This is a genomic window from Streptomyces sp. NPDC102514 (assembly GCF_055584525.1).
Genome location: NZ_JBVJLW010000032.1, coordinates 1 through 21,234, shown reverse-complemented (window position 1 = coordinate 21,234; position 21,234 = coordinate 1). Strand labels below are relative to the sequence as shown.

At 71.0% G+C, this 21,234-nt stretch carries 16 protein-coding genes; 6 read left to right on the top strand and 10 right to left on the bottom strand.

The window, feature by feature from the left end; all coding sequences use genetic code 11:
• The first annotated feature begins 249 nt into the window (after nucleotides 1-249).
• Nucleotides 250-1,296 carry a hypothetical protein gene (locus ACZ60E_RS43310; protein WP_469447839.1) on the top strand — a complete coding sequence of 349 codons (1,047 nt, stop codon included), beginning with the start codon at nucleotides 250-252 and terminating at the stop codon, nucleotides 1,294-1,296.
• A 67-nt stretch (nucleotides 1,297-1,363) separates the two neighbouring features.
• Here the strand turns inward: ACZ60E_RS43310 and ACZ60E_RS43305 are convergent, their stop codons facing one another.
• The 3 genes from ACZ60E_RS43305 to ACZ60E_RS43295 form a co-directional block, all read right to left on the bottom strand.
• Nucleotides 1,364-2,530 carry a serine hydrolase domain-containing protein gene (locus ACZ60E_RS43305; RefSeq protein WP_469447837.1) on the bottom strand — a complete coding sequence of 389 codons (1,167 nt, stop codon included), beginning with the start codon at nucleotides 2,528-2,530 and terminating at the stop codon, nucleotides 1,364-1,366.
• A 236-nt stretch (nucleotides 2,531-2,766) separates the two neighbouring features.
• The gene (locus ACZ60E_RS43300; RefSeq protein WP_469447835.1) at nucleotides 2,767-4,524 is read right to left on the bottom strand and encodes a TIGR03767 family metallophosphoesterase; all 1,758 of its coding nucleotides are present in this window, start codon (nucleotides 4,522-4,524) and stop codon (nucleotides 2,767-2,769) included.
• 284 nt (nucleotides 4,525-4,808) lie between these two features.
• Nucleotides 4,809-5,279, bottom strand: a complete 471-nt coding sequence (locus ACZ60E_RS43295; protein ID WP_384813843.1) for an NUDIX hydrolase — start codon at nucleotides 5,277-5,279, stop codon at nucleotides 4,809-4,811.
• A gap of 231 nt (nucleotides 5,280-5,510) precedes the next feature.
• On the opposite strand from ACZ60E_RS43295, the gene ACZ60E_RS43290 reads away from it, so the two are divergent.
• Nucleotides 5,511-8,831, top strand: coding sequence for a S8 family serine peptidase (locus ACZ60E_RS43290; RefSeq protein ID WP_469447833.1), 3,321 nt, complete (start codon nucleotides 5,511-5,513; stop codon nucleotides 8,829-8,831).
• A 79-nt stretch (nucleotides 8,832-8,910) separates the two neighbouring features.
• Here ACZ60E_RS43290 and ACZ60E_RS43285 read toward each other — a convergent pair whose 3' ends face one another.
• Complete coding sequence (locus ACZ60E_RS43285) at nucleotides 8,911-9,816, bottom strand: hypothetical protein (protein ID WP_469447831.1); 906 nt, start codon at nucleotides 9,814-9,816, stop codon at nucleotides 8,911-8,913.
• Nucleotide 9,817: 1 nt separating this feature from the next.
• Complete coding sequence (locus ACZ60E_RS43280; protein ID WP_469447830.1) at nucleotides 9,818-10,372, bottom strand: RNA polymerase sigma factor; 555 nt, start codon at nucleotides 10,370-10,372, stop codon at nucleotides 9,818-9,820.
• A 235-nt stretch (nucleotides 10,373-10,607) separates the two neighbouring features.
• Between ACZ60E_RS43280 and ACZ60E_RS43275 the strand changes: the two genes are divergently transcribed.
• Nucleotides 10,608-11,633: an aspartate-semialdehyde dehydrogenase gene (locus ACZ60E_RS43275; protein ID WP_384813851.1), complete on the top strand. Its 1,026-nt coding sequence runs from the start codon at nucleotides 10,608-10,610 to the stop codon at nucleotides 11,631-11,633.
• 327 nt (nucleotides 11,634-11,960) lie between these two features.
• Here the strand turns inward: ACZ60E_RS43275 and ACZ60E_RS43270 are convergent, their stop codons facing one another.
• A complete protein-coding gene (locus ACZ60E_RS43270) occupies nucleotides 11,961-12,455 on the bottom strand; it encodes a DUF1203 domain-containing protein (protein ID WP_469447828.1) in 495 nt (164 codons plus the stop codon).
• 112 nt (nucleotides 12,456-12,567) lie between these two features.
• Between ACZ60E_RS43270 and pepN the strand changes: the two genes are divergently transcribed.
• Nucleotides 12,568-15,171, top strand: coding sequence for an aminopeptidase N (pepN, locus tag ACZ60E_RS43265; protein ID WP_469447826.1), 2,604 nt, complete (start codon nucleotides 12,568-12,570; stop codon nucleotides 15,169-15,171).
• 286 nt (nucleotides 15,172-15,457) lie between these two features.
• Here the strand turns inward: pepN and ACZ60E_RS43260 are convergent, their stop codons facing one another.
• The 4 genes from ACZ60E_RS43260 to ACZ60E_RS43245 form a co-directional block, all read right to left on the bottom strand.
• A complete protein-coding gene (locus tag ACZ60E_RS43260; RefSeq protein ID WP_384802618.1) occupies nucleotides 15,458-16,312 on the bottom strand; it encodes an ABC transporter permease in 855 nt (284 codons plus the stop codon).
• Entirely contained in the window at nucleotides 16,309-17,289 is a 981-nt protein-coding gene (locus tag ACZ60E_RS43255) for an ATP-binding cassette domain-containing protein (protein WP_384802615.1), read from the bottom strand. Before ACZ60E_RS43255 ends, ACZ60E_RS43260 begins: the two co-directional genes overlap by 4 nt.
• A gap of 163 nt (nucleotides 17,290-17,452) precedes the next feature.
• Entirely contained in the window at nucleotides 17,453-18,067 is a 615-nt protein-coding gene (locus tag ACZ60E_RS43250) for a PadR family transcriptional regulator (protein ID WP_469447824.1), read from the bottom strand.
• Nucleotides 18,068-18,778: 711 nt separating this feature from the next.
• Nucleotides 18,779-19,216 carry an ester cyclase gene (locus ACZ60E_RS43245; RefSeq protein ID WP_384802609.1) on the bottom strand — a complete coding sequence of 146 codons (438 nt, stop codon included), beginning with the start codon at nucleotides 19,214-19,216 and terminating at the stop codon, nucleotides 18,779-18,781.
• A 251-nt stretch (nucleotides 19,217-19,467) separates the two neighbouring features.
• On the opposite strand from ACZ60E_RS43245, the gene ACZ60E_RS43240 reads away from it, so the two are divergent.
• Both ACZ60E_RS43240 and ACZ60E_RS43235 read left to right on the top strand, forming a co-directional pair.
• Complete coding sequence (locus ACZ60E_RS43240; protein WP_469447820.1) at nucleotides 19,468-20,346, top strand: NAD(P)H-binding protein; 879 nt, start codon at nucleotides 19,468-19,470, stop codon at nucleotides 20,344-20,346.
• Between the two features lie 14 nt (nucleotides 20,347-20,360).
• Nucleotides 20,361-21,074, top strand: a complete 714-nt coding sequence (locus ACZ60E_RS43235; RefSeq protein WP_469447818.1) for a class I SAM-dependent DNA methyltransferase — start codon at nucleotides 20,361-20,363, stop codon at nucleotides 21,072-21,074.
• Nucleotides 21,075-21,234: the final 160 nt, after the last annotated feature.

The following is a 21,234-nucleotide window of genomic DNA, read 5'->3' as shown; positions in this document are numbered from 1 at the left end:
CGTGGGGGCTGGTCGCGCCGTTCCCCGCGCCCCTGAAGAGGCTCCCCTAACGGGGGACAGCACACTGAGGGTTGACTTGTCGGGCGTCCATAACAGTTACGGAATTTGGGTAATCGGTGCCGTGACCCCCTTCTGGACCAGGGGGTTTCGGCAGTTCGGCGGGTGGACTTTAGGGCGGGGTTGTCCGGTTTTGACGACGGGCTTGTAACAGCGGTTAGGCGGCGGATCAGGCGCGGCAGATTCGAGGTCATGAACCACAACACCCCGCTCTCCCCCCGGCCCCTCCGCCACCTGTCCGACGTCCAGCAGCGCGTCATGACCACCGCGCAGCTGCGGTCGCGGGGCGTGAGCACCGCCGACATCAACGCGCAGTGCCGGCCGGGCGGTTCCTGGCAGCAGCTCCTGCCCGGGGTCCACCTGCTCCGCCCGGGACCCGCCACCAGCGAGGAGCGGCTGCACGCGGTCCTCATGTACGCGGCCCGCTGCCCCGGCGCGGAACCGGCCGTCCCCGCCCAGCCCGGCGCCCCCGAACCGCACGCCCCGCAGGAGTACGCCGACGCCATGATCACCGGTCTCGCCGCACTCGCCCTGCACCGCTTCGCCGCCGCTCCCGCGCTGCTCTCCCTGGACCGCGTCGACGTCCTCGTCCCGCGGCTGCGCCGACTGCGTTCGACGGGCTGCGTCCGTATCGTCCGTACACCGGGCATGCCGGAGCCCGTACAGCTCGGCGGTATCCCCGTGGCGCCCGTGCCGCGTGCGCTGGCCGACGCGGTCGCCGACATCACGGACGCGGGAGTCGTACGCCGGCTGCTCACCGAGGCGGTACGCGGCGGGCACTGCGAACCCGCCGCGGTCGTGCGGGAGTTGACGCAGGCCCGGTTGCTGAGCCGGCCGCATGTGGTGGACGCCGTCGACTCCCTGCTCGCCGAGGGCCGGGCCATCGCCGAGGACCGGCTCTACCGCCTGGTCACGGAACACGGGCTGCCCGACCCGGTCTGGAACGTGGACCTCCGGCTGCCCGGCGGCCCGCTCCTCGGCGGGCTCGACGCGTACTGGCCCGACCACGCCGTCGCCCTCGAACTCGACACCCGGGCCCCGCGCCACGACGACGACGCCATGTGGTCCGAGTACGCCCGCAAGCGTGAGCACCTGGAGCGTCTCGGCATCACGGTCGTCCACGTCACGCCGAAGAAGCTGCGGGACTCGATGGAGCAGCAGGCGACGGTCGTCCGTACGGCTCTGATGGCGTCGGGGGATCGCGATCCGGCGGCCTATGTGGTGGTGCTGCCCCGGTAGGGGGAGAGAGGGGCAGGGATCGGAGGGGCTGCCGGGTGGCCGGTGGCCCCTCCTCCTGTCCTGCCTGCTACTTCGGCTTCGGGCAGTACTCCGCCTCGATCACCGCGTCCGTGTCTCCCGACCAGTCGCCGTTGAAGTTGAAGGCGAGCGAGTGGCGGCCGTCCGCCGTCGTCACCGCCTCCGAGGTGGAGCCGTGGATGCCTCCGCCGTGGCCCCAGACGACGACACCGCAGCTCAGCTCGCGCTCGATGAGGCCGAGGCCGTAACCGGCGTTCGGGATCTCCCCGACCCTGACAGTGGTCTTCATCTCGGCGAGCTGCTTCTTCGGCAGGAGCCGGCCGCGCAGCAGCGCCGAGTAGAAGCGGTTGAGGTCACCCGGGTCGGAGATCATCTCGCCCGCCGCGGAGGCGAGGCTCGGATTGAGTTCCGTGACGTCGTAGGTCGGGCCGGTGGCCGTCTCGGCGAGCTTTCCGTACGCCCGGCTGCTGGGCTTCGGCACCTTCGGGTACGTGCCCGGGACGAGGGTGGCGCTCAGGCCGAGCGGCTGGATGATCCGCTGCCGGATCTCGTCGCCGTACGTGTGGCCCGTGGCCTTCTCGATCACCATGCCGGCCAGGACGTAGTTGGTGTTGGAGTAGTTCCACGAGGTGCCCGGCGCGAAGTCCGGCGCGTGGGACGTCGCGATCCGCACGAGGTCGCGGGGCGGCAGCCTGTCGAAGCGGTGCTCGAAGAAGCCGTCCTTCAGGAAGTAGGTGCGGGCGAAGGTGTCGTCGGTCGTGTAGTCGTAGATGCCGCTCGTGTGGTTGAGGAGTTGGCGGAGGGTGATGCGGCGGCCGTCGTGGCCGTTGCCGTGGACGACGCCGGGCAGCCACTTGTCGACGGTGTCGTCCAGCGAGAGCACGCGTTCTGCTTCCAGCTGGAGTACGACCGTCGAGGCGAAGGTCTTCGTGATGCTGCCTACGCGGTAGTGGTCCGCCGCCGAGCGGGGCTTCTTCGTTTTGAGGTCGCCCACGCCCGCGGTGGCCTTCCAGGTGGTGTGGTTCTCGGCGGCCTGGGCTGCGACTCCGGGGACTCCGTCCTTGACCGCCGCGTCCATCGCCCGCTGGGTCGCGGTGTGGTCTCTCGCCCGGGGCGGGGCGTCCGCCAGGGCCGCGGGGGTCGCCAGCGCGGCGGCTGCGAGTGTTGCTGTGGCGGTGAGGGCCAGGCGGGTTGCACGGGCGGTGCGGGGTGACATGTGAGGGTCCTTTCGTCGGGGTGCCGACGGGAGGGACCTGTTCGGTGTCGGGTGGGTTGCCTACGGGTGGGGTGGTTGAGTGGGATTCAGCCGCATTGTGTGGGGGTCGGGGGGCTGTGTGCCGGGTGCGGGTGCGTTGTGGCTGGTCGCGCGGTTCCCCGCGCCCCTCAAGGGCGAAGAGACTGCGTCGTTCCCCGCGCCCCTCGGGGGCTGCGCCCCCTGGCGGCGAAGGGGCCTCAGCCCTTCTTCAGGATCAGTTCCGTGTTGCGGTCCGCCGGGGTCCCGCTCAGGTCCGTCCGGGCGCCCGGGGCGTTGAAGCTGAGCTCTCGGTACAGGGCTGCCAGGCCGGTCTGGGAGAGGTCCGTGAAGTCCGTTTCGTGGGGGGCCGCGGACTCGATCAGCGTGGTGAACAGGGAGATCGTGCCGTCGTGGTTGTCGGCGATCTCGATCACCCGGGCGAGCTGCGGGAAGTCGACGTGGGAGGCGGTGGAGACCTCCCAGAACGAGCGGCCGTCGGGGCCGGAGTGCGGGGTGACGGCGTTCTTGTGGCTGTGGCCGTTCACCCAGGCCAGCACCGGGCGGTGGGCGCCGAGCACGGAGAGCACCTCGTCGCCGCCGTGCCGCCGCTCCCCCGGGTGCGCCGGGTCCTCGCGGAGGTTACGCATCGATGTGCTCGTGTGGTGGCTGAAGACGATGACGTGTTCCTTGTTCTTCTCCGCCGCCTTCAGCGTGCGCTCCAGCCAGCGCAGCTGGGTCGTGCCGATCGAGCCCTCGTAGTGGCCGCCCGGGTCGGTGGTGTCGAGGCTGATGCCGAGCACGTCGTCCGCGATCCGGAACGTGTAGTACTGGGTCTTCGCGGCGAGGTTGGCCTGCGAGTAGCCGTGTCCGACGGGGCCCGTGCCGGCGTGCGCCGGGTCGAGGTGGGCCTGGAGGTACTCGGTCGGCGTGAAGGGGGCGCGGGCCTCGTCCGGGGTGACCGAGCGCATCCTGCGCGCCTGGGACTTGAGCATCGCCTTGAAGCCGGCGCCCTTGGGGTCGCCGCCCTTCTTGACGTTCTTCCAGATGGCGACGCCCTCCGACTCGTCGAGCGTCATCAGCTTCCTGCCGCCGACCGCGAACTCGGCGAAGAAGGAGTCGCCGGGCGCGTAGCAGCCGCCGGGCAGCGAGTCGTGGTTGCCGACCGTGGAGTACCAGGGCAGGTTGAGGCCGGGGCTGCGCACCTCGCGGATCGCGGCGGCGAGGAAGCCCTCGATGCGCGGGAAGCCGAGCTGCTTGTCGGCGTCGCGCAGGGCCGCGTCGGGCTGCCAGTACAGCTTGAGGTCGCTGTTCTGGACACCCTCGTAGCGGGCCGGGTCACCGGAGTTGGGGGTGATGCGGCCACCGCTCATGACCTTCAGGAACCAGTCCAGTTCCGTCTTGGCGTTGTTGTCGGTGTTGTCGCCGGTGGTCATCACGAAGTGCAGGGGCGAGCCGGTGACGGGGGCGCCGCGCAGTGCGTTGACCCGCTCGACGAGCGAGACCGCGCCGGCCACCGACAGGGACTCCTGCGGGCGCCAGGCGCTGGCGGTCTGGGCGCGCAGATACTCGTACCGCAGCGGGTGCTGTACGTCGACCAGGTGCAGATCGGTGAACTGCACGAACGCGGCGAGGGCGGTGCGCCGCCCGGCCCGGCCGGACTGGGCGGCGGCCAGGTCGCCGCGGACGACACGGGACCAGGCGGGTCCGTCGCCGAGCCGCCGGTACCCGGAGCCCGGGCGTGCGGTGGCGATGGTCGAGAGGGTGGTGCCCCGGGTGTAGGGGGCCAGGGGTGCGGCCGGCGCCCTGCGGGAGACGGCGATCGGCCGGCCCTGGGGGGCGGCGGTGTGGGTGGCGGCCTCGCTCGTTCCCGGGCGCAGCGCGAAGCCGATGCCCGCGGAGAGGGACACCGCCCCGGTGGCGGCCAGGAAGGCGCGGCGGTCACGAGCGGCGGTGGCGACAGAGCGTATGCGCGACATGGCGCGGTCTCCCCTGGTGCGGCGCGTCAGCAGTGGTCGCGGTCGGTCCACTGACGCGAACTTCCCGCTCGTACTTGATGGTTGGCACCGGGGGTGACCTGCGCGTTAACTGGACGGCAACGGGCAGCGCCGATCACCGTACGTCGATCTTGGACTACCCTCCGCGTCCACCGAGCCCTCCTCGAACGGAGGGGAGCCGGTCACTCCACGTTCATCTGGCGGGGTAGGGGTGGGTTCCACCGCCCGTTTCGCGGCCGGTTCGCCGGTCGGTTCGTCGGTCGGTCTCAGGTGTCGGCGGGATGTTCCGGGATGCCTGTCACCCGGCCGGGTCCGGGGCGCTCCCGCCACAGGGCGAGTCCCACGTCGACCAGCCCCACGCGTTCCAGCGCGGGCACCTCGTCGAGGGGATGCCAGGCCGCCATGTCGGTCGAGCCGTCGGCCTCGTGGCGCAGTTCGCCGCCGGTCACCCGGGCCTCGTAGACGATCCGCAGGCCCTGGAAGTCGGCGGCGCCGACGCGGCGCGGATAGGTGCGCAGGATCGAGTCGACGCCGAGCAGGGTGAGCGGCTCGACGGTGTAGCCGGTCTCCTCCTCGGCCTCGCGGATCACGGTGTCGTACGGGTCCTCGCCGTGGTCCATGCCGCCGCCGGGCAGGGTCCAGCGCCTGCTGCCGTCGCGTGCCACCCAGCGTGCGAGGAGCATCCGCCCGTCACGCACGCACACGGCGTAGGCCGCCACCCTCAACTCCTTGCGCATGGGCAGACGTTACGACAGGGGCATCCGCACGTCCCGGTTTGGCCGGAGATCGGCTCCATGACGTATGGCGGAATTACGCCATGAACAGTTCACGTCACGGTCAGCTCTCCCCAAACTTCCGTTTCTTACGTAAAGCTGAGCGGTCATCCGGGTTCACATTCCGGACTGACGCGATCGGTCCGACGTCGATCCGATCGTGAACGGACTTTTCCTTTACTCACAAGGATGCTGATGACCCTCCACTCTCAGCGCGCTCCGATCAGCGGGGCGAGACGTGCAGCACGCATAGCCGTCGCCGCAGGCCTCGTGGCCGCTCTCTCCTCGGTCGGGCCGATACCCATGGCCTTCTCCGCAGACGGCCCGGGTACCACCCCCGCCGACACGCCGGTCAAGTCCGCGAAAGGCAAGCTCGGTTCGGCCGACGCCGACCTCCTCGCGCAGGCGCAGGCGTCCGGCGACAAGAACGTCACGATGATGATCGCCACCGCGCCGGGGCAGACCGAACAGGTCGCAGGGCAGCTCGACGCGGTGAAGGGCGGCTCGGTCGGCCGCACCTACGACAAGCTCGGCTACGTCCGCGCGACCGTCCCGACCGCCAAGGCCGAGTCGGCCATCGCGGCGGCCTCCAAGCTCTCCTCCGTGCACGGCATCGACCTGCGCCAGGAGATCGTGCTGGACGACCCGACCCCGTCCGCGGACACGGCCAAGGGTGCCAAGAAGGGCGCCACGGCCGCCGCTTACCCCGCGCCGGGCAAGAACACCCCCGCCGTGAACCCGTACAACCCGTCCTTCGAGACGGGTGCCGTCGACTTCGTGAAGAAGAACCCGAAGGCGGACGGCCGCGGTATCACCATCGGCATCCTCGACTCCGGTGTCGACGTGGCGCACCCCGCGCTGCAGAGGACGACGACCGGCGAGCGCAAGATCGTCGACTGGGTGACGGCGACCGACCCGCTGGTCGACGGCGACGCGACCTGGCGCGCGATGATCAACGCCCGCTCAGGCCCGGTCTTCACCTACGACGGCGAGAGCTGGAAGGCCCCGGCCGGCACCTACGCGGTCAGCCGCTTCCGTGAGTCCGCCTCCGTCGGCGGCGACGCGAACGGCGACCTGAACCGCGACGGCGACACGACCGACAGCTGGGGCGTGCTCTACGACGCCGCCGCGGGAACGGTCCGCGTCGACCTGAACGACAACAACGACTTCACGGACGACGCGCCGATGAAGCCGTACAAGGACGGCTACCAGATCGGCTACTTCGGTACCGACGACCCGGCCACCGAGATCGCCGAGCGCGTGCCGTTCGTCGTGGAGATCCGCAAGGACGTCCCGATGGACCCGCTGGGCGGTGACTGGGTCGGCAAGAAGTCCGACTTCGTCAACATCGGCATCATCGAGTCCGAGCACGGCACGCACGTCGCCGGCATCACCGCCGCCAACAAGCTGTTCGGCGGCAGGATGAACGGCGCGGCGCCCGGCGCCAAGCTCGTCTCCTCGCGCGCCTGCACCTGGAGCGGCGGCTGCACGAACGTCGCGCTCACCGAGGGCATGATCGACCTCGTCGCCAACCGCGGCGTCGACATCGTGAACATGTCGATCGGCGGCCTGCCCGCGCTCAACGACGGCAACAACGCGCGCGCCGAGCTCTACACGCGTCTCATCGACACCTACGGCGTCCAGCTGGTCATCTCGGCCGGCAACTCCGGACCCGGTGCCAACACGATCGGCGACCCCGGCCTGGCCGACAAGGTCATCTCGGTCGGCGCGTCCATCTCCAAGCAGACCTGGGCGTCCAACTACGGCTCGGCCGTCGAGAAGAAGTACGCGATGCTGCCCTTCTCCTCGCGCGGCCCGCGTGAGGACGGCGGCTTCACGCCGACGCTGACCGCGCCCGGCGCCTCCATCAACACCACGCAGACCTGGTTCCCCGGCGGCCCGGTCGCCGAGGCGGGCTACTCCCTGCCGCCCGGCTACTCGATGCTGCAGGGCACCTCGATGGCGTCCCCGCAGGCCGCGGGCGCGTCCGCGCTGCTGCTCAGCGCCGCGAAGCAGAAGCGCATCGACCTGACGCCCGCGAAGCTGCGGACCGCGCTGACCTCGACCGCCGACCACATCAGCGGCACGCAGGCGTACGCGGAGGGCGCGGGCCTCATCAACATCCCGGACGCCTGGGACTCGATCCGTGACGGCGCCACCGCCCACGAGTACAGCGTCAAGGCCCCGGTCGACACCGCCATCGACTTCGCGCTGAAGACCCCGGGCTTCGGCACCGGCCTCTACGACCGCGAGGGCGGTCTCAAGGCCGGCCAGAAGAAGACGTACGACGTCACCGTGACCCGTACGACCGGTGCGGACCGTGCCGTCCGGCACGAGCTGAACCTGGAGAACAACCGGGACCACACGTTCCGGATCATCGGCAAGGACGAGATCTCGCTGCCGCTGAACAAGCCGGTGACGGTGAAGATCGAGGCCAGGCCGGAGAACTCCGGGCTGAGCAGCGCGATCCTGGAGGTCGACGACCCGCGCACCGAGGGCGTCGACAAGCAGATCCTCACCACCGTCGTGGTCGCCGCCCCGCTGTCCGCCTCGCAGAAGTACGCCTACGCGGCGTCCGGCAAGGTCCAGCGCAACTCCACCACGTCGTACTTCGTGACCGTCCCCGAGGGCGCCAAGAACCTCGAGGTCGCGATCGGCGGGCTGAAGACCGGGAGCCAGACCCGGTTCATCGCCATCCACCCGTACGGCGTCCCGATCGACAACACGTCGACGCCGTTCTGCTACAACAACTACCTCGACGGCAACGGCTGCCGCCCCGACCTGCGGTACTACAGCGACCCGCAGCCGGGCGTCTGGGAGATCGAGGTCGAGTCGCGCCGTACGTCGCCGCTGCTCGACAACCCGTACAAGCTGAACGTCGAGGTGCTGGGCGCCGAGTTCGACCCGGCCGTCGTGACCGTCCCGGACGCCAAGGTCGGTACGCCGACCCCGGCCTCGTGGAAGGTGACGAACAAGCTCGCCGCGGTCGACGGTTCACTCAAGGGCGGTCCGCTCGGCTCCTCCAAGAGCACCCGCCCGACCATCGCCCAGGGCGCCACGGACACCGTCACGGTGGACGTGCCCGCGGGCGCCCAGTCGCTCGACGTGAGCATCGGCAACGTCTCCGACGCCGCCGCCGACCTCGACCTGTCCGTCTACGACGCGCAGGGCACCCTGGTCGGCTCGTCCGCGGACGGCGACTCCGAGGAGGCCGTCTCCGTCCCGTCGCCCGCGGCCGGTACGTACACCGTGCTGGTCGACGGCTACTCGGTCCCGGCGGGCACCACCGCGTACGACTACCTGGACGTGTACTTCGCGCCCTCGCTCGGACAGGTGGAGGTCGCCGCGACACCCGTGAAGCTCGCCACCGGCGCATCGACGTCGGTCACCGCGCAGGTCGTCGCGAACGCGGCGCCGCCGGCCGGCCGTACGTTCTTCGGGCGGGTGCAGCTCGTGAACGCGCGGGGCACCGCGGCCGGAACGGGCAGCGTCCTGATCGAGAAGGTCACGCCGTAGCCTCCGGCAGGCACTGACACGGAGGGCGGGCGTCCGGTTCCACCGGGCGCCCGCCCTTCCCGTTCCCCCGCCGCCGCGCTCAGCCCTCGCCGCCCCGGCCGCTCTCCGGGCCCGCGCACTCCATGCCGCGCGCTCCCGGCAGGGCCCCGACGATCTCCTTGCGGGCGTCACCGACCCCCCAGCCGGTCTCCCAGTCCAGCCGGTCCTGCGGGTACACCGGCAACCGCACCAGCGTGTACGTGCCCGCCTTCAGGTCCTTCCGGGCACTCTCCGGGAGCGTGACGGTGATCGTCGGGTGGTCCGCCACCGACCGCTCGGGCCGGTAGTAGCGCTTCACCTCCAGTTCGACGCGTACGTTCCCGTCGGCCGCGGGCGTGATGCTCCGTACGGTCCCCTCGACGAGGACCTTCGCGCACGCGAGGCGCATCTCCGGCGAGAACAGCGACGAGTCGCCCCCGCCGTCCTCGCCCTTCGCGGCCGACGAGTCGCTCTTGGAACTCGCGTCGTTGTCGGCGCCTCCCGCGCCCCCTCCCTGCACGCCGAGCCACACCAGTCCGCCCAGCAGCGCCGTGCCCGCCGCGATCACGAGGGCGCCCATGGCCGCTCCCGCCCAGCGCCGGGCGCGGCGCGGCTGCCGGGGCCCCGTCCCCTTCTTCGGCGCTCCCGGCGGCCTGAGCGGGGCGGACGCCCGGGACTGCCCCGCCCTCCGGCCGTCACCCGGCCGCCCGGGGTCCGCCGCCCCCGCGTCCATCGCCTCCGCGTCCGGTGTCCCCGCGTCCGGTGTCCCGTCGGCCAGGGTGTCGCCCATGATCCGCAGTTGTTCCCTCAGCAGGGCCACGTCCGCGACCGCCGACCGGTGCTCCGCCATGAACTCCGGGTCGTCCCGCGCTCCCGCGGGCAGGGGTTCGTCCGTGAGTGCGGCGAGCAGCGCGTCGATCCCCTCGTACGCGGCTTCTTCGTACTCGGCTCCTCCGTACTCGGGCATGTCACACCACCTCGTCCTCGTGCAGGCGGGTGCGCAGCGCGCGGACCGCCGAATGCAGCCTGCTCTTGACCGTGCCCTCCGGGATGCCGAGCTCCTCGGCGATCCCCCGGACGGGCAGGTCGGCGTAGAAGCGCAGCACGAGGATCTGCCGCTGGGCGTCGGGCAGCTCGTCCAGGCCCTGGGCCACCGCGAGCGACAGCACCTTCGTCTCCTCGCCCGAGTCGCCCCCGGTGTGCTCGGCGGGCCGCAGCGAGGCCAGCCGTTCGCCGATCCGCTCCTGCCGGCGCCTGGCCCGGTGCCAGTCCACGGCCAGGTTCGAGGCGACGACCGCCGCCCACGCCGACACGTCACGCGGCGCCTCCGCACCACTCGCCGCCCGCTCGAGCAGCCGCAGACGGACCTGCTGCACCCCGTCCGGCAGGTCCGTCTGCGGCACCCCGCCGAGCGCGAGCACCGCACGCACCCGACGCTCCTGTGCCGCGTCCAGGGGGTCGTCGAACACTCCCCGGGCCGACTCCTCGGCCCCCTGGACGCGGCGGGTTCTTCTGCGCAGCACAGCACCCCTCCCCTCACCGCGTTTCCTCTAGGACGCCACAGGCGTACGAAACGTTCGGCCGGATACGACCGATCTTCGGGCGGCCCGCTTCGGGCGACGGAGGCGTATGTCACACCGTCTCAGTACGCGGGCAAAGGATTGGACACATGGGCCCGGGTGAGACACATGATGGAAACTCGGCCATGTCCCGGCCAAAAAAAATGAGCAGGCAGATGAGCAGGCAGAAGGAGTCGCTGTGAAGGTAGGAATCGTCGGAGCCACCGGTCAGGTCGGCACCGTCATGCTGAGGATCCTCGCCGAGCGCGAGTTCCCGGTGGAGACGCTGCGTCTGTTCGCCTCGGCCCGTTCGGCCGGTTCGACGATCGCCTACAAGGACAAGTCCGTGACCGTGGAGGACGCCTCCACGGCCGACTACTCCGGCCTCGACATCGTGCTGTTCTCCGCGGGCGGCGCCACGTCCAGGGCCCTTGCCGAAAAGGTCGCCGCACAGGGTCCCGTCGTGATCGACAACTCCTCGGCGTGGCGCAAGGACCCCGAGGTTCCGCTGGTCGTCTCCGAGGTCAACCCGCACGCCGTGGCGGACCGGCCCAAGGGGATCATCGCCAACCCGAACTGCACGACCATGGCCGCGATGCCCGTCCTGAAGCCGCTGCACGCGGAGGCGGGGCTCGAAGCGCTCGTCGTCGCCACCTACCAGGCCGTCTCCGGGTCCGGGCTCGCCGGTGTCGCCGAGCTGCACGGCCAGGCGCAGAAGGTTGTCGCCGACGCGGACAAGCTGACCCACGACGGTTCGGCGGTCGACTTCCCCGAGCCGCAGGTCTACCAGCGGCCCATCGCCTTCAACGTCCTGCCGCTGGCCGGGTCCATCGTGGACGACGGCCTGAACGAGACCGACGAGGAGCAGAAGCTCCGGCACGAGTCCCGCAAGATCCTGGAGATCCCGGAGCTCAAGGTGTCCGGGACGTGTGTCCGTGTGCCGGTGTTCTCGGGGCACTCGCTGCAGGTCAACGCGCGGTTCGCGCGGCCGTTGAGTGTGGAGCGGGCCACGGAGCTGCTGGCCGGTGCGCCCGGTGTCGCCCTCTCGGAGATTCCGACGCCGCTGCAGGCTGCCGGGCAGGATCCGTCGTTCGTCGGCCGCATCCGTGCGGACGAGACGGTGGAGCACGGGATTGCGCTGTTCGTCTCGAACGACAACCTCCGCAAGGGCGCTGCGCTGAACGCGATCCAGATCGCGGAGCTGGTGGCAGCGGAACTCAGCTGACCACTGGCGTGGGGCCGTGAGGGCGGGGGTCCGAGGCGCGATTCGGGTGCGGGCCCGGTGAGGGCTGGCCGCGCAGTTCCCCGCGCCCCTTGGGGGCTGCGCCCCCTGAAGACAAAAGATTGCGCCGTTCCCCGCGCCCCTAAAGGGCAAAAGCTGGGGCGCAGCCCCGCTTTTAGGGGCGCGGGGAACTGCGCGAACGGCCCCCACCGGCCCGCAGACAAATGACGAGCCGGGGGCGCAGCCCCGGTTTTCGGGGGCGCGGGGAACTGCGCGGGCGGCCCCCACCCTGCCGCGGACAAACTACGAGCCGGGGCGCGGCTTCGCTCTTCAGGGGTGGCGGATCTCGTAGAGGTAGCAGCCGTACTCGACGGCCCTGACGTGCACCAGGGCCACCTCGGAGTCCGCGAAGGCCTCCGCGAGCGCCGCGTCCAGCACCGCGTCGGGCCGGTCAGGGATCTCCAGGAAGCGCCCCCCGAGGATGCGCCCCTCGGCGGAGTACCGCCGCAGGGTGCGCAGAACGCCCGGCCCGGCGAAGGGATACCCGCCGAGGTCCGGCCCCGCGCACTCCTCGGCATGGACGAAGACGGGCCCCTGCTCGTCGTACGCCCCGGGCCGCGCACCGGTCTCCGCGGCCCAGCGCCGCAGCGGCGCGTACGAGACGAGGGCGATGCGCTCCCCCGGTTCACTGCGCCGCAGGCAGCAGCGGAGCGGGGCCCCGCCCTCCGGGTCGGTGAAGGGGACGCACGGAAGGCCCGCGTCGTCCGTCGCGCGGAGTTCCTTCAACGCATGGGGTGCGATGGGCCGTACGTGATGGCTGGTCATGCCTCCAGGGTGGCCCCGCATCCCCCACGCACACCGGCGGGAAACGGACATCGCACTCCCGCAGCCGCCGTGGAAGGATGACGCAACTGACCCATCACGAGGAGATGACCGCGTGCCTGGCACAAACCTGACCCGCGAAGAGGCGCAGCAGCGGGCGAAGCTGCTCACCGTTGACTCGTACGAGATCGATCTGGATCTCTCCGGCGCGGTGGAGGGCGGCACCTACCGGTCCGTGACCACGGTGCGCTTCGACTCGGCCGAGACCGGCGTCGGGTCCTTCATCGATCTGGTGGCCCCGGCCGTCCAGGAGGTCGTCCTCAACGGTGACTCCCTCGATCCGGCCGAGGTCTTCAAGGACTCGCGGATCGCGCTGGCGGGCATCCTGGAGGGCCGCAACGTCCTGCGGGTCGTGGCCGACTGCGCGTACACGAACACGGGTGAGGGGCTGCACCGGTTCGTCGACCCGGTCGACCAGCAGGCCTACCTCTACACCCAGTTCGAGGTGCCGGACGCCCGCCGTGTCTTCGCGAGCTTCGAGCAGCCGGATCTGAAGGCCACCTTCCAGTTCACCGTGAAGGCGCCCTCCGGCTGGACCGTCATCTCCAACTCGCCGACGCCGGAACCGAAGGACGACGTCTGGGAGTTCGAGCCGACGCCGCGGATCTCGACGTACATCACGGCGCTGATCCTGGGTCCGTACCACTCGGTGCACAGCGTGTACGAGAAGGACGGGCAGAGTGTGCCGCTGGGCATCTACTGCCGGCCGTCGCTCGCGGAGTTCCTCGACTCGGACGCGATCTTCGAGGTCACGCGGCAGGGCTTCGAGTGGTTCCAGGAGAAGTTCGACTACGCGTACCCGTTCAAGAAGTACGACCAGCTCTTCGTGCCGGAGTTCAACGCGGGCGCGATGGAGAACGCGGGCGCGGTGACCATCCGCGACCAGTACGTGTTCCGGTCGAAGGTGACGGACGCGGCGTACGAGGTGCGGGCCGAGACGATCCTGCACGAGCTGGCCCACATGTGGTTCGGCGACCTCGTGACGATGGAGTGGTGGAACGACCTGTGGCTCAATGAGTCCTTCGCCACCTACACCTCGATCGCCTGCCAGGCGTACGCGCCGAACTCCCGCTGGCCGCACTCCTGGACCACGTTCGCGAACTCCATGAAGACGTGGGCGTACCGGCAGGACCAGTTGCCCTCCACGCACCCGATCATGGCGCAGATCAACGACCTCGACGACGTGCTCGTCAACTTCGACGGCATCACGTACGCCAAGGGCGCCAGCGTCCTGAAGCAGCTCGTGGCGTACGTCGGCGAGGACGAGTTCTTCCGTGGCGTGCAGGCGTACTTCAAGGCGCACGCGTACGGGAACACGCAGCTGTCCGACCTGCTCGGCGCGCTGGAGGAGACCAGCGGGCGCGATCTGGGCACGTGGTCGCAGAAGTGGCTGCAGACGGCCGGTATCAACATCCTGCGCCCGGAGATCGAGACGGACGCGAACGGTGTCATCACCTCGTTCGCGATCCGCCAGGAGGCTCCGGCGTTGCCCGCGGGTGCGAAGGGCGAGCCGACGCTGCGCCCGCACCGCATCGCGGTCGGCCTGTACGACCTGGACGATGCGGAGGGCGGCAGCGGCAAGCTGGTGCGCGGCGAGCGCATCGAGCTGGACGTGGACGGCGAACTGACCGAGGTGCCCCAGCTGGTGGGCAAGCCGCGCGCGGCCGTGATCCTCCTCAACGACGACGACCTGTCGTACGCGAAGGTCCGCCTCGACGAGCAGTCCCTCGCGTTCGTCACCGAGCACCTCGGTGACTTCGAGGCGTCCCTGCCCCGCGCCCTGTGCTGGGCCTCGGCGTGGGACATGACCCGTGACGCCGAGCTGGCGACCCGCGACTACCTCTCGCTGGTGCTGTCCGGCATCGGCAAGGAGTCGGACATCGGCGTCGTGCAATCGCTGCACCGCCAGGTGCTGACGGCGGTCGAGCTGTACGCCGACCCGAACGCCCGCGAGGCGCTGCTGACCCGCTGGACGGACGCCACGCTGGCCCACCTGCGGTCCTCCGCGGCCGGCGGCGACCACCAGCTGGCCTGGGCGCGCGCGTTCGCGTCGACGGCCCGTACGCCGGAGCAGCTGGACCTCCTGGAGGGTCTGCTGGACGGCCGCGAGGCCGTCGAGGGCCTGGCCGTCGACACCGAGCTGCGCTGGTCGTTCGTGCAGCGGCTCGCGGCGGTGGGCCGCTTCGACGACGCCGAGATCACCAGCGAGTACGGGCGGGACAAGACGGCCGCGGGTGAGCGTCACGCGGCGTCCGCCCGCGCCGCCCGCCCGACCGACGAGGCCAAGGCGGAGGCCTGGGCGTCGGTCGTGGAGTCCGACAAGCTGCCGAACGCCCTGCAGGAGGCCGTGATCGGCGGCTTCGTGCAGTTCGGCCAGCGCGAACTGCTCGCCCCGTACACGGACAAGTACTTCGAGGCGGTCAAGGGCGTCTGGGACTCGCGTTCGCACGAGATGGCCCAGCAGATCGCGGTCGGCCTCTACCCGACGGTGCAGGTCTCCGCGGACACCCTGGCGAAGACGGACGAGTGGCTGGCCTCGGCCGAGCCGAACGCGGCACTGCGCCGGCTGATCTCGGAGTCCCGCTCGGGCGTGGAACGCGCCCTGAAGGCCCAGGCGGCGGACACGGCGGCCTCGGCGGCGACCCCGACCGGCGAGTAGCAGAACGGAAGCGGGGGGGGGGGGGGGGGGGGGGGGGGGGCGGGCCGGCCCCCCCCCCCCCCCCCGCTTCCGTATTGAAGGGGGGAGTCACGGCAGCACGACCCAGCCGACGGGGGAGACAACCAGCCCGGCTGCCGTGACTCGTTCAGGACCCCGGCCACTTCCAGGGGCACGGGGAACGGCGCAGTCCTTCGTCATGAGGGGGCGCAGCCCCCAAGGGGCGCGGGGAACTGCGCGACCAGCCACAACGCACCCGCACACGCCCCCACCCCACCCCGAAGCGGAGCTACGTCCGGCTCTTGGCCCGATACAGGTGCATCGTCAGCGGCGCGAAGATCAACGTAATGACCCCGCTGGCCAGCAACACCCACCCGATATCGGCCCCGCTGGCGTCCCCGTGGACGAGCCCACGAACAGCCGTAGCCGCGTTACTGACCGGATTCGCGTTGACGATCGCCTCCATCCACCCCGGCATCGTCTCCGGCTCCACGAAGATGTTGCTCGTGAAGACCAGCGGGAACATCACCAGCATGCTGGACCCCGACACCGTCTCGGGCGCCTTGGCGACCACACCCAGCGCCGCGAAGATCCAGCTGACGCTCACCGCGAAGACCAGCAGGAGCAGCATGGCGGCCAGCACCCCGCCCACTCCCCCGTCGGGCCGGAAGCCCAGCGCGAGCCCGACACCCATCGTGGTGGTCAGCGCCAGCACGTAGCGGACGATGTCGCCGAGGAGGCTGCCCACGATCGTGGCGGGCTGCCAGAACGGCAGGGTCCGGAAGCGGTCGTAGATCCCCCGGGTGATGTCCATGTTGAGCGCGGTTCCGGTGTAGACGGTCGGCATGATGACGGTCTGCACGAGGACGCCCGGCAGGAAGTACTGGAGGTACTCCTTGGTCGAGCCGGCGAACGCGCCGCCGAAGAGGTAGGTGAAGGTCAGCAGGAAGATGATCGGCATCAGCGTGACGTCGAACAGCACGGCCACGCCGTAGTGCTTCATCTTCCGCATCGTGCGCCACGCAGAGACCCGTACAGCGGTCAGCGGGTTGGGGCGGGAGGGGCGGATCTGACTGGTGAGGGCCTTGCGCAGGGCGTCGTTGGGTACGCCCGGGGTGGCCGTCGTCTCGGATGTGAGGGTCATGCCGCTGCCTCCTGGTCGCTGGTGCCGTCTTCCGCGGGGCGCCCGGTCAGGGCGAGGAAGACCTCGTCGAGGCTGGGCCTGCCGAACGCGAAGTCCGAGACGGCGATCTCGGAGCGGGCGAGTTCGGCGAGGGCGCCCGCGACCCGCGCGTTGTCGTCGGTCCGTACCGAGAGCGCGAACGGGTCGGACTCCTGGAAGACCGGCGAGGCGAGGGCCCGGGTGAGCAACTGGGCGGCCTCGGGGCGGGTCTCGGCGTTGACGAGCCGTACGTGCAGGGCTCCGGTGCCGACGGACGACTTGAGCTCGCCGGTGGTGCCCTCGGCGATGACCCGGCCGTGGTCGATGACGGCGATCCGGTCGGCGAGCTGGTCGGCCTCGTCCAGGTACTGCGTGGTCAGCAGGATCGTGGTGCCGAGCGCCACCATGGCCCGCACGCTGTCCCACACCTGGTTGCGGCTGCGCGGGTCGAGTCCGGTGGTCGGCTCGTCCAGGAAGAGCAGGTCGGGGGTGATGACGAGACTGGCGGCGATGTCGAGGCGGCGCCGCATGCCTCCGGAGAAGGTCTTGGACTGGCGTCCGGCGGCTTCCGTGAGGTCGAAGGCCGCGAGCAGTTCCTCGGCCCGCGCGGCGGCCTGGGACCGGGAGAAGCCCAGGAGGCGGGCGAGCAGGGTGAGGTTCTCGGTGGCGGTGAGGTCCTCGTCGATGGAGGCGAACTGGCCGGTGAGGCTGACCCGGCTGCGTACCGCCCCGGCCTCCTTGACCACGTCGTGCCCGAGGACCCGGGCGGTGCCGCCGTCGGGGGTCAGCAGGGTGGACAGCATCCGGATCGTCGTCGTCTTGCCCGCGCCGTTGGGGCCCAGCACTCCGTAGACGACACCTTGCGGGATGGCCAGGTCGACACCGTCGACGGCCCGGGTCTCACCGAAGGTCTTGACGAGTCCCGACGTCTCGATGGCAAGTGTGGATTGCGAACTCAATCTGTGACTCCTTGGTCCTGATGCGCCACGAGAGGCTGTGCGCCATGGCAGGAAGCGAACGACACGCAGAGCAGTAATCAAATTTGATTACTGCCTCCAAGCTAGAGCACGAGTGACCCGCTATGCAAGTTTGATTAGTAGGTCATGCGGAGACGGTGGTTCGTCAACGGCCCGTCGTCCCGGGGCCGATGAGGGCGCGCCACGATCCCGGCGTCCCGAAGGTGGGGCCGTGCTCGCCGGCCATCTCGTACTCGCCGGACCTGACCCTTTCCAGCAGGTCCCGGGTCCACTCGACGCCCAGGTCGGCGTAGCGCGTACGCATGGTCCACAGCTCGCCCAGATGCGCCGGCAGGCCCTCGGCGTGGATCGGGGCGGATTCCTTGCGCAGCACGGCCCGTTGCGCCTCCAGGACGGCCAGGCGGGTGGAGAGGGCCGCCACGGCGCGGTCGCGGGAGAGGGCGGGCATCAGGGCGAGGCCGGCGCTGAGCATGTCGGCGCGGTGCTCGGGCCGTTCCAGGGCGTCGACCAGCAGCCGGAAGAACTCCTCGTCGCCCTCGGGGGTCACGCTGTAGTCCACCCGCCCCGGCCAGTGGACGATCTCGCTGGCCTCCAGCAGGCCGATCTTCGCGAGCTGCCGCAGCGCGTGGTAGATGGAACCGGGTTTGACGTTGGCCCAGTCGTCGATCCCCCAGGACAGCAACTCGGCCCGCACCCGGTAACCATGCGTCCTGCCGAACCCGCGTACCACCCCGAGGACCAGCAACCGCGTCGCCGACATCGTCACCCCGTTCCGTCTGGTGCGGCGTTCTCTGTACGCCGCCTGCCTGGACGTCAGCCTAGTGAGCCGCGGGGCGCGGCAGGGGGCCGCGGCCCGGCGGGCCCGGTGGCGGTCGACGGTGGTCGGCGGCGACCGGTGCGCCCGACCGCCGGACCGGAGGACCGGAGGACCTGCGGTCGGGCTGTCCGGCTGTCTGCGGGTCCGACAGACGCCTGACCCGCGGCAGTTGGCAGGTGGCCTGTCTACCGGCGTCCTGTCGGTCGGCGGCCCGTCTGCCGGCCTGCTCGGTCACGACCTGCGGCCCGCGGGCGTCGGCTGAGCGTCGGGCCGCCGACAGACAGGCCGCCGGACCCACGACCGGATCACGGTCAGCCGGTTGATCGGAGGCCGGTCTACGGACCCCGCGGGCCCGTAGACCAACGGCGTCGGCCGAACGTCCGGCCGGTGGACCGGCGGACCGGCGGATCGGCGGCCGGTGAAGCGACGGCCGGCTGGTCCGCGGTCGGCAGCCACCGGCCGACAGGCCGACGCACCGCCGACCCGCGGCCGACTGGTCGACGGCCGGCCGGTCGGTAGGTCGGTCGGTCGGTCGGTCAGTCGGTCAGAGGCCAGAGGCCAGACGTCCGGTCGACCAGCCGCCCGATCGACGGACCGACCGACCGGCCGACGGTCCACCCGTCCCGCGAACCCGCGGCTGACCGTCCGGCCAGGTCAGGCGCTGGTTTCCAGTTCCACCTTCGGGACGTCCGGCAGTTTGCCCAGTTTGATCAGGAGCGGGCGCATGTTGATGACGTCCCAGTGTTCGACGACCTTGGCGTCCTCGAAGCGCAGTTCCTCCACCAGGTGCCAGCTGACGCGCTCGCCGGTCGGCGGCACGCCCATGAACTCGTGCGAGTGGGTCGCGGTCACGGTGATGCGCAGGGTGACCCGGTCCTCCTCCGCCATGATGCTCTTCACTTCGAGCTGGAGATCGGGGAACGCCTGCAGCCCGCCCTCCATGAGTTTGATCATGTCGGCGGAACTCACCTCGTTGTCCTCGGAGTAGTGCACGATGTCCGGCGACCAGTGCTTGATGATCCCGCTCAGGTCCCACCGGTTCCAGGCGGCGACCATTTCCAGACACAGGGCCTTGCGCTCGGCCATTGACATGGCGATTCCTCACAGTCTCGCGGACGATGTCACGCCAGACTGCCCCTGACCCGCCTGAGAACGGCTGCAGGACCGCTCAAGTCCCGCTGGAGCGGCGCCGGACGCCGCCCGGCACCCCGCCGGGGTGCGCCGAAGTCCATCGGCGCTCACGGAGTCCTCTAGCCCCGCACGACAGCCTGGGCCCCTGGAACCGCCTCTCCCGCAGCGCCTCACGCCGGGGAGAGCACCGTTTCGTACGCCGAGGAGGGGCCTTGAACATCCTGTTGACCGGTGCCACGGGCAAGGTGGGACGCCATGTCGCCCAGAGCCTGGCGGCTTCCGGGCACCACGTGCGGGCGCTCACCCGGACGCCCGCGACCGCCGCGCTGCCGGCCGGCGTCGAGGTCGTCCGGGGCGATCTGGAGCAGCCGCAGACCCTGCCCGCCGCCCTGGAGGGCGTCGACCGGATGTACCTCTTCCCGGTGCCGGAGACCGCCCACGAGGTCGCGGCGCTCGCCCGCAAGGCGGGGGTCCGGCACATCGTCGTCCTGTCGTCCAGCTCGGTGCTCGACGACGAGTCCAACCCCAGCCACCAGCACCACCGCGCGGTGGAACGGGCCGTCGAGGACAGCGGGGCGGACTGGACCTTCGTACGCCCCGACGAGTTCGCCGGCAACACCCTCTGGAAGTGGGGCGACTCGATCCGTACGGAGAACGTCGTGCGCGCCCCCTACGGCAAGGCCGCCCGCGCGATCGTCCACGAGGCGGACATCGCGGCGGTCGTGGCGACCGCGCTGCTGGAGGACGGCCACGCGGGCGCCCAGTACCTGGTGACGGGGCCTCAGGCGCTGACCCAGGTCGAGCAGGTGGCCGCGATCGCGGCGGCGACCGGCCGGGACATCCGCTTCGAGGAGCTGAGCCGGGAGGCCGGGCGGGCGGCGATGAGCGCCGTCATGCCGCCGCCGGTCGTCGAGATGCTGCTCGACTACCTCGCCGAGTCGGCCGTCACTCCCGGCCCGGTGACCGATGCGGTGCGCCGGGTCACCGGCCGTCAGGCACGCACGTTCGCGAGCTGGGCGGCGGAGCACGCCGGCGGATTCAGCGGCGAGGCCGCTGCCACCGGTGCCGGTAGTTCCAGCAGTTCCAGCTGAGGAGGGGAGTCGCCATGTACGGACCCGGGATGGCCGAGATCTACGAGCTGCTGCACGAGTCGCGCGGCAAGGACTACCGGGTGGAGGCCGCCACCGTCGCGGGGCTCGTACGGGCCCGCAACCCCGCGGCGGCCTCGCTCCTGGACGTCGCCTGCGGCACCGGCGCGCATCTGCGGCACTTCGCCCAGCTCTTCGACAAGGTCGAGGGGCTCGAACTGTCCGACGCGATGCTGTCGATGGCCCGCACCGCGGTACCCGCCGCCGTCCTGCACGGCGGCGACATGCGCGACCTCTCCCTGGGACGCTCCTACGACGCGATCACCTGCATGTTCGGCTCGATCGCCTATCTGAAGGACACCGCCGAACTCACCGCGACCCTGAAGTCGTTCGCCGAGCATCTGACACCGGACGGTGTCGTGGCGGTGGACCCCTGGTGGTTCCTGGAGACGGCCCTCGACCGCCATGTGAGCGGGGACACCGTGACCGTGGGCCGGCGGACGCTGACCCGCGTCTCCCACACGGAGCGCCGGGGGCACACCTCGCACATGGTCGTGCACTACGTGGTGGCCGATCCCGACAGCGGTGTGCGGCACTTCGCGGAGGCTCACACGCTGACGCTGTTCACCCGGGCCGCGTACGAGGAGGCGTTCACCCGGGCCGGGTTGAAGGTCGCCTATGTGGAGGGGATCCAGTCGGGCCGCGGCCTGTTCCTCGCGGACCGCGGCTGAACGCCGAGAGGAACGGGAGGGGGCGGGGGGGGGGGCCCGGGCGGCCCGCCCCCCCCCCCCCCCCCCCCCGGCGGCGGGGGGCCCCCCCCCCCCCGGCGGGGCGGTTTAACAGCAGCCCGCGGAACCACACCAGGGTGGTGGGGAGCGCCCCCCGCCCCAC

Excerpts from the sequence above, each read along its gene's own strand:
- ACZ60E_RS43305 (WP_469447837.1), bottom strand. The coding sequence starts at position 2,530 with ATGTCACCCCGCACCGCCCGTGCAACCCGCCTGGCCCTCACCGCCACA.
- ACZ60E_RS43290 (WP_469447833.1), top strand. The coding sequence starts at position 5,511 with ATGACCCTCCACTCTCAGCGCGCTCCGATCAGCGGGGCGAGACGTGCA.
- ACZ60E_RS43310 (WP_469447839.1), top strand. The coding sequence starts at position 250 with ATGAACCACAACACCCCGCTCTCCCCCCGGCCCCTCCGCCACCTGTCC.
- ACZ60E_RS43300 (WP_469447835.1), bottom strand. The coding sequence starts at position 4,524 with ATGTCGCGCATACGCTCTGTCGCCACCGCCGCTCGTGACCGCCGCGCC.
- ACZ60E_RS43295 (WP_384813843.1), bottom strand. The coding sequence starts at position 5,279 with ATGCGCAAGGAGTTGAGGGTGGCGGCCTACGCCGTGTGCGTGCGTGAC.
- ACZ60E_RS43245 (WP_384802609.1), bottom strand. The coding sequence starts at position 19,216 with ATGTCAATGGCCGAGCGCAAGGCCCTGTGTCTGGAAATGGTCGCCGCC.
- ACZ60E_RS43250 (WP_469447824.1), bottom strand. The coding sequence starts at position 18,067 with ATGTCGGCGACGCGGTTGCTGGTCCTCGGGGTGGTACGCGGGTTCGGC.
- ACZ60E_RS43270 (WP_469447828.1), bottom strand. The coding sequence starts at position 12,455 with ATGACCAGCCATCACGTACGGCCCATCGCACCCCATGCGTTGAAGGAA.
- ACZ60E_RS43285 (WP_469447831.1), bottom strand. The coding sequence starts at position 9,816 with ATGCCCGAGTACGGAGGAGCCGAGTACGAAGAAGCCGCGTACGAGGGG.
- ACZ60E_RS43235 (WP_469447818.1), top strand. The coding sequence starts at position 20,361 with ATGTACGGACCCGGGATGGCCGAGATCTACGAGCTGCTGCACGAGTCG.
- ACZ60E_RS43260 (WP_384802618.1), bottom strand. The coding sequence starts at position 16,312 with ATGACCCTCACATCCGAGACGACGGCCACCCCGGGCGTACCCAACGAC.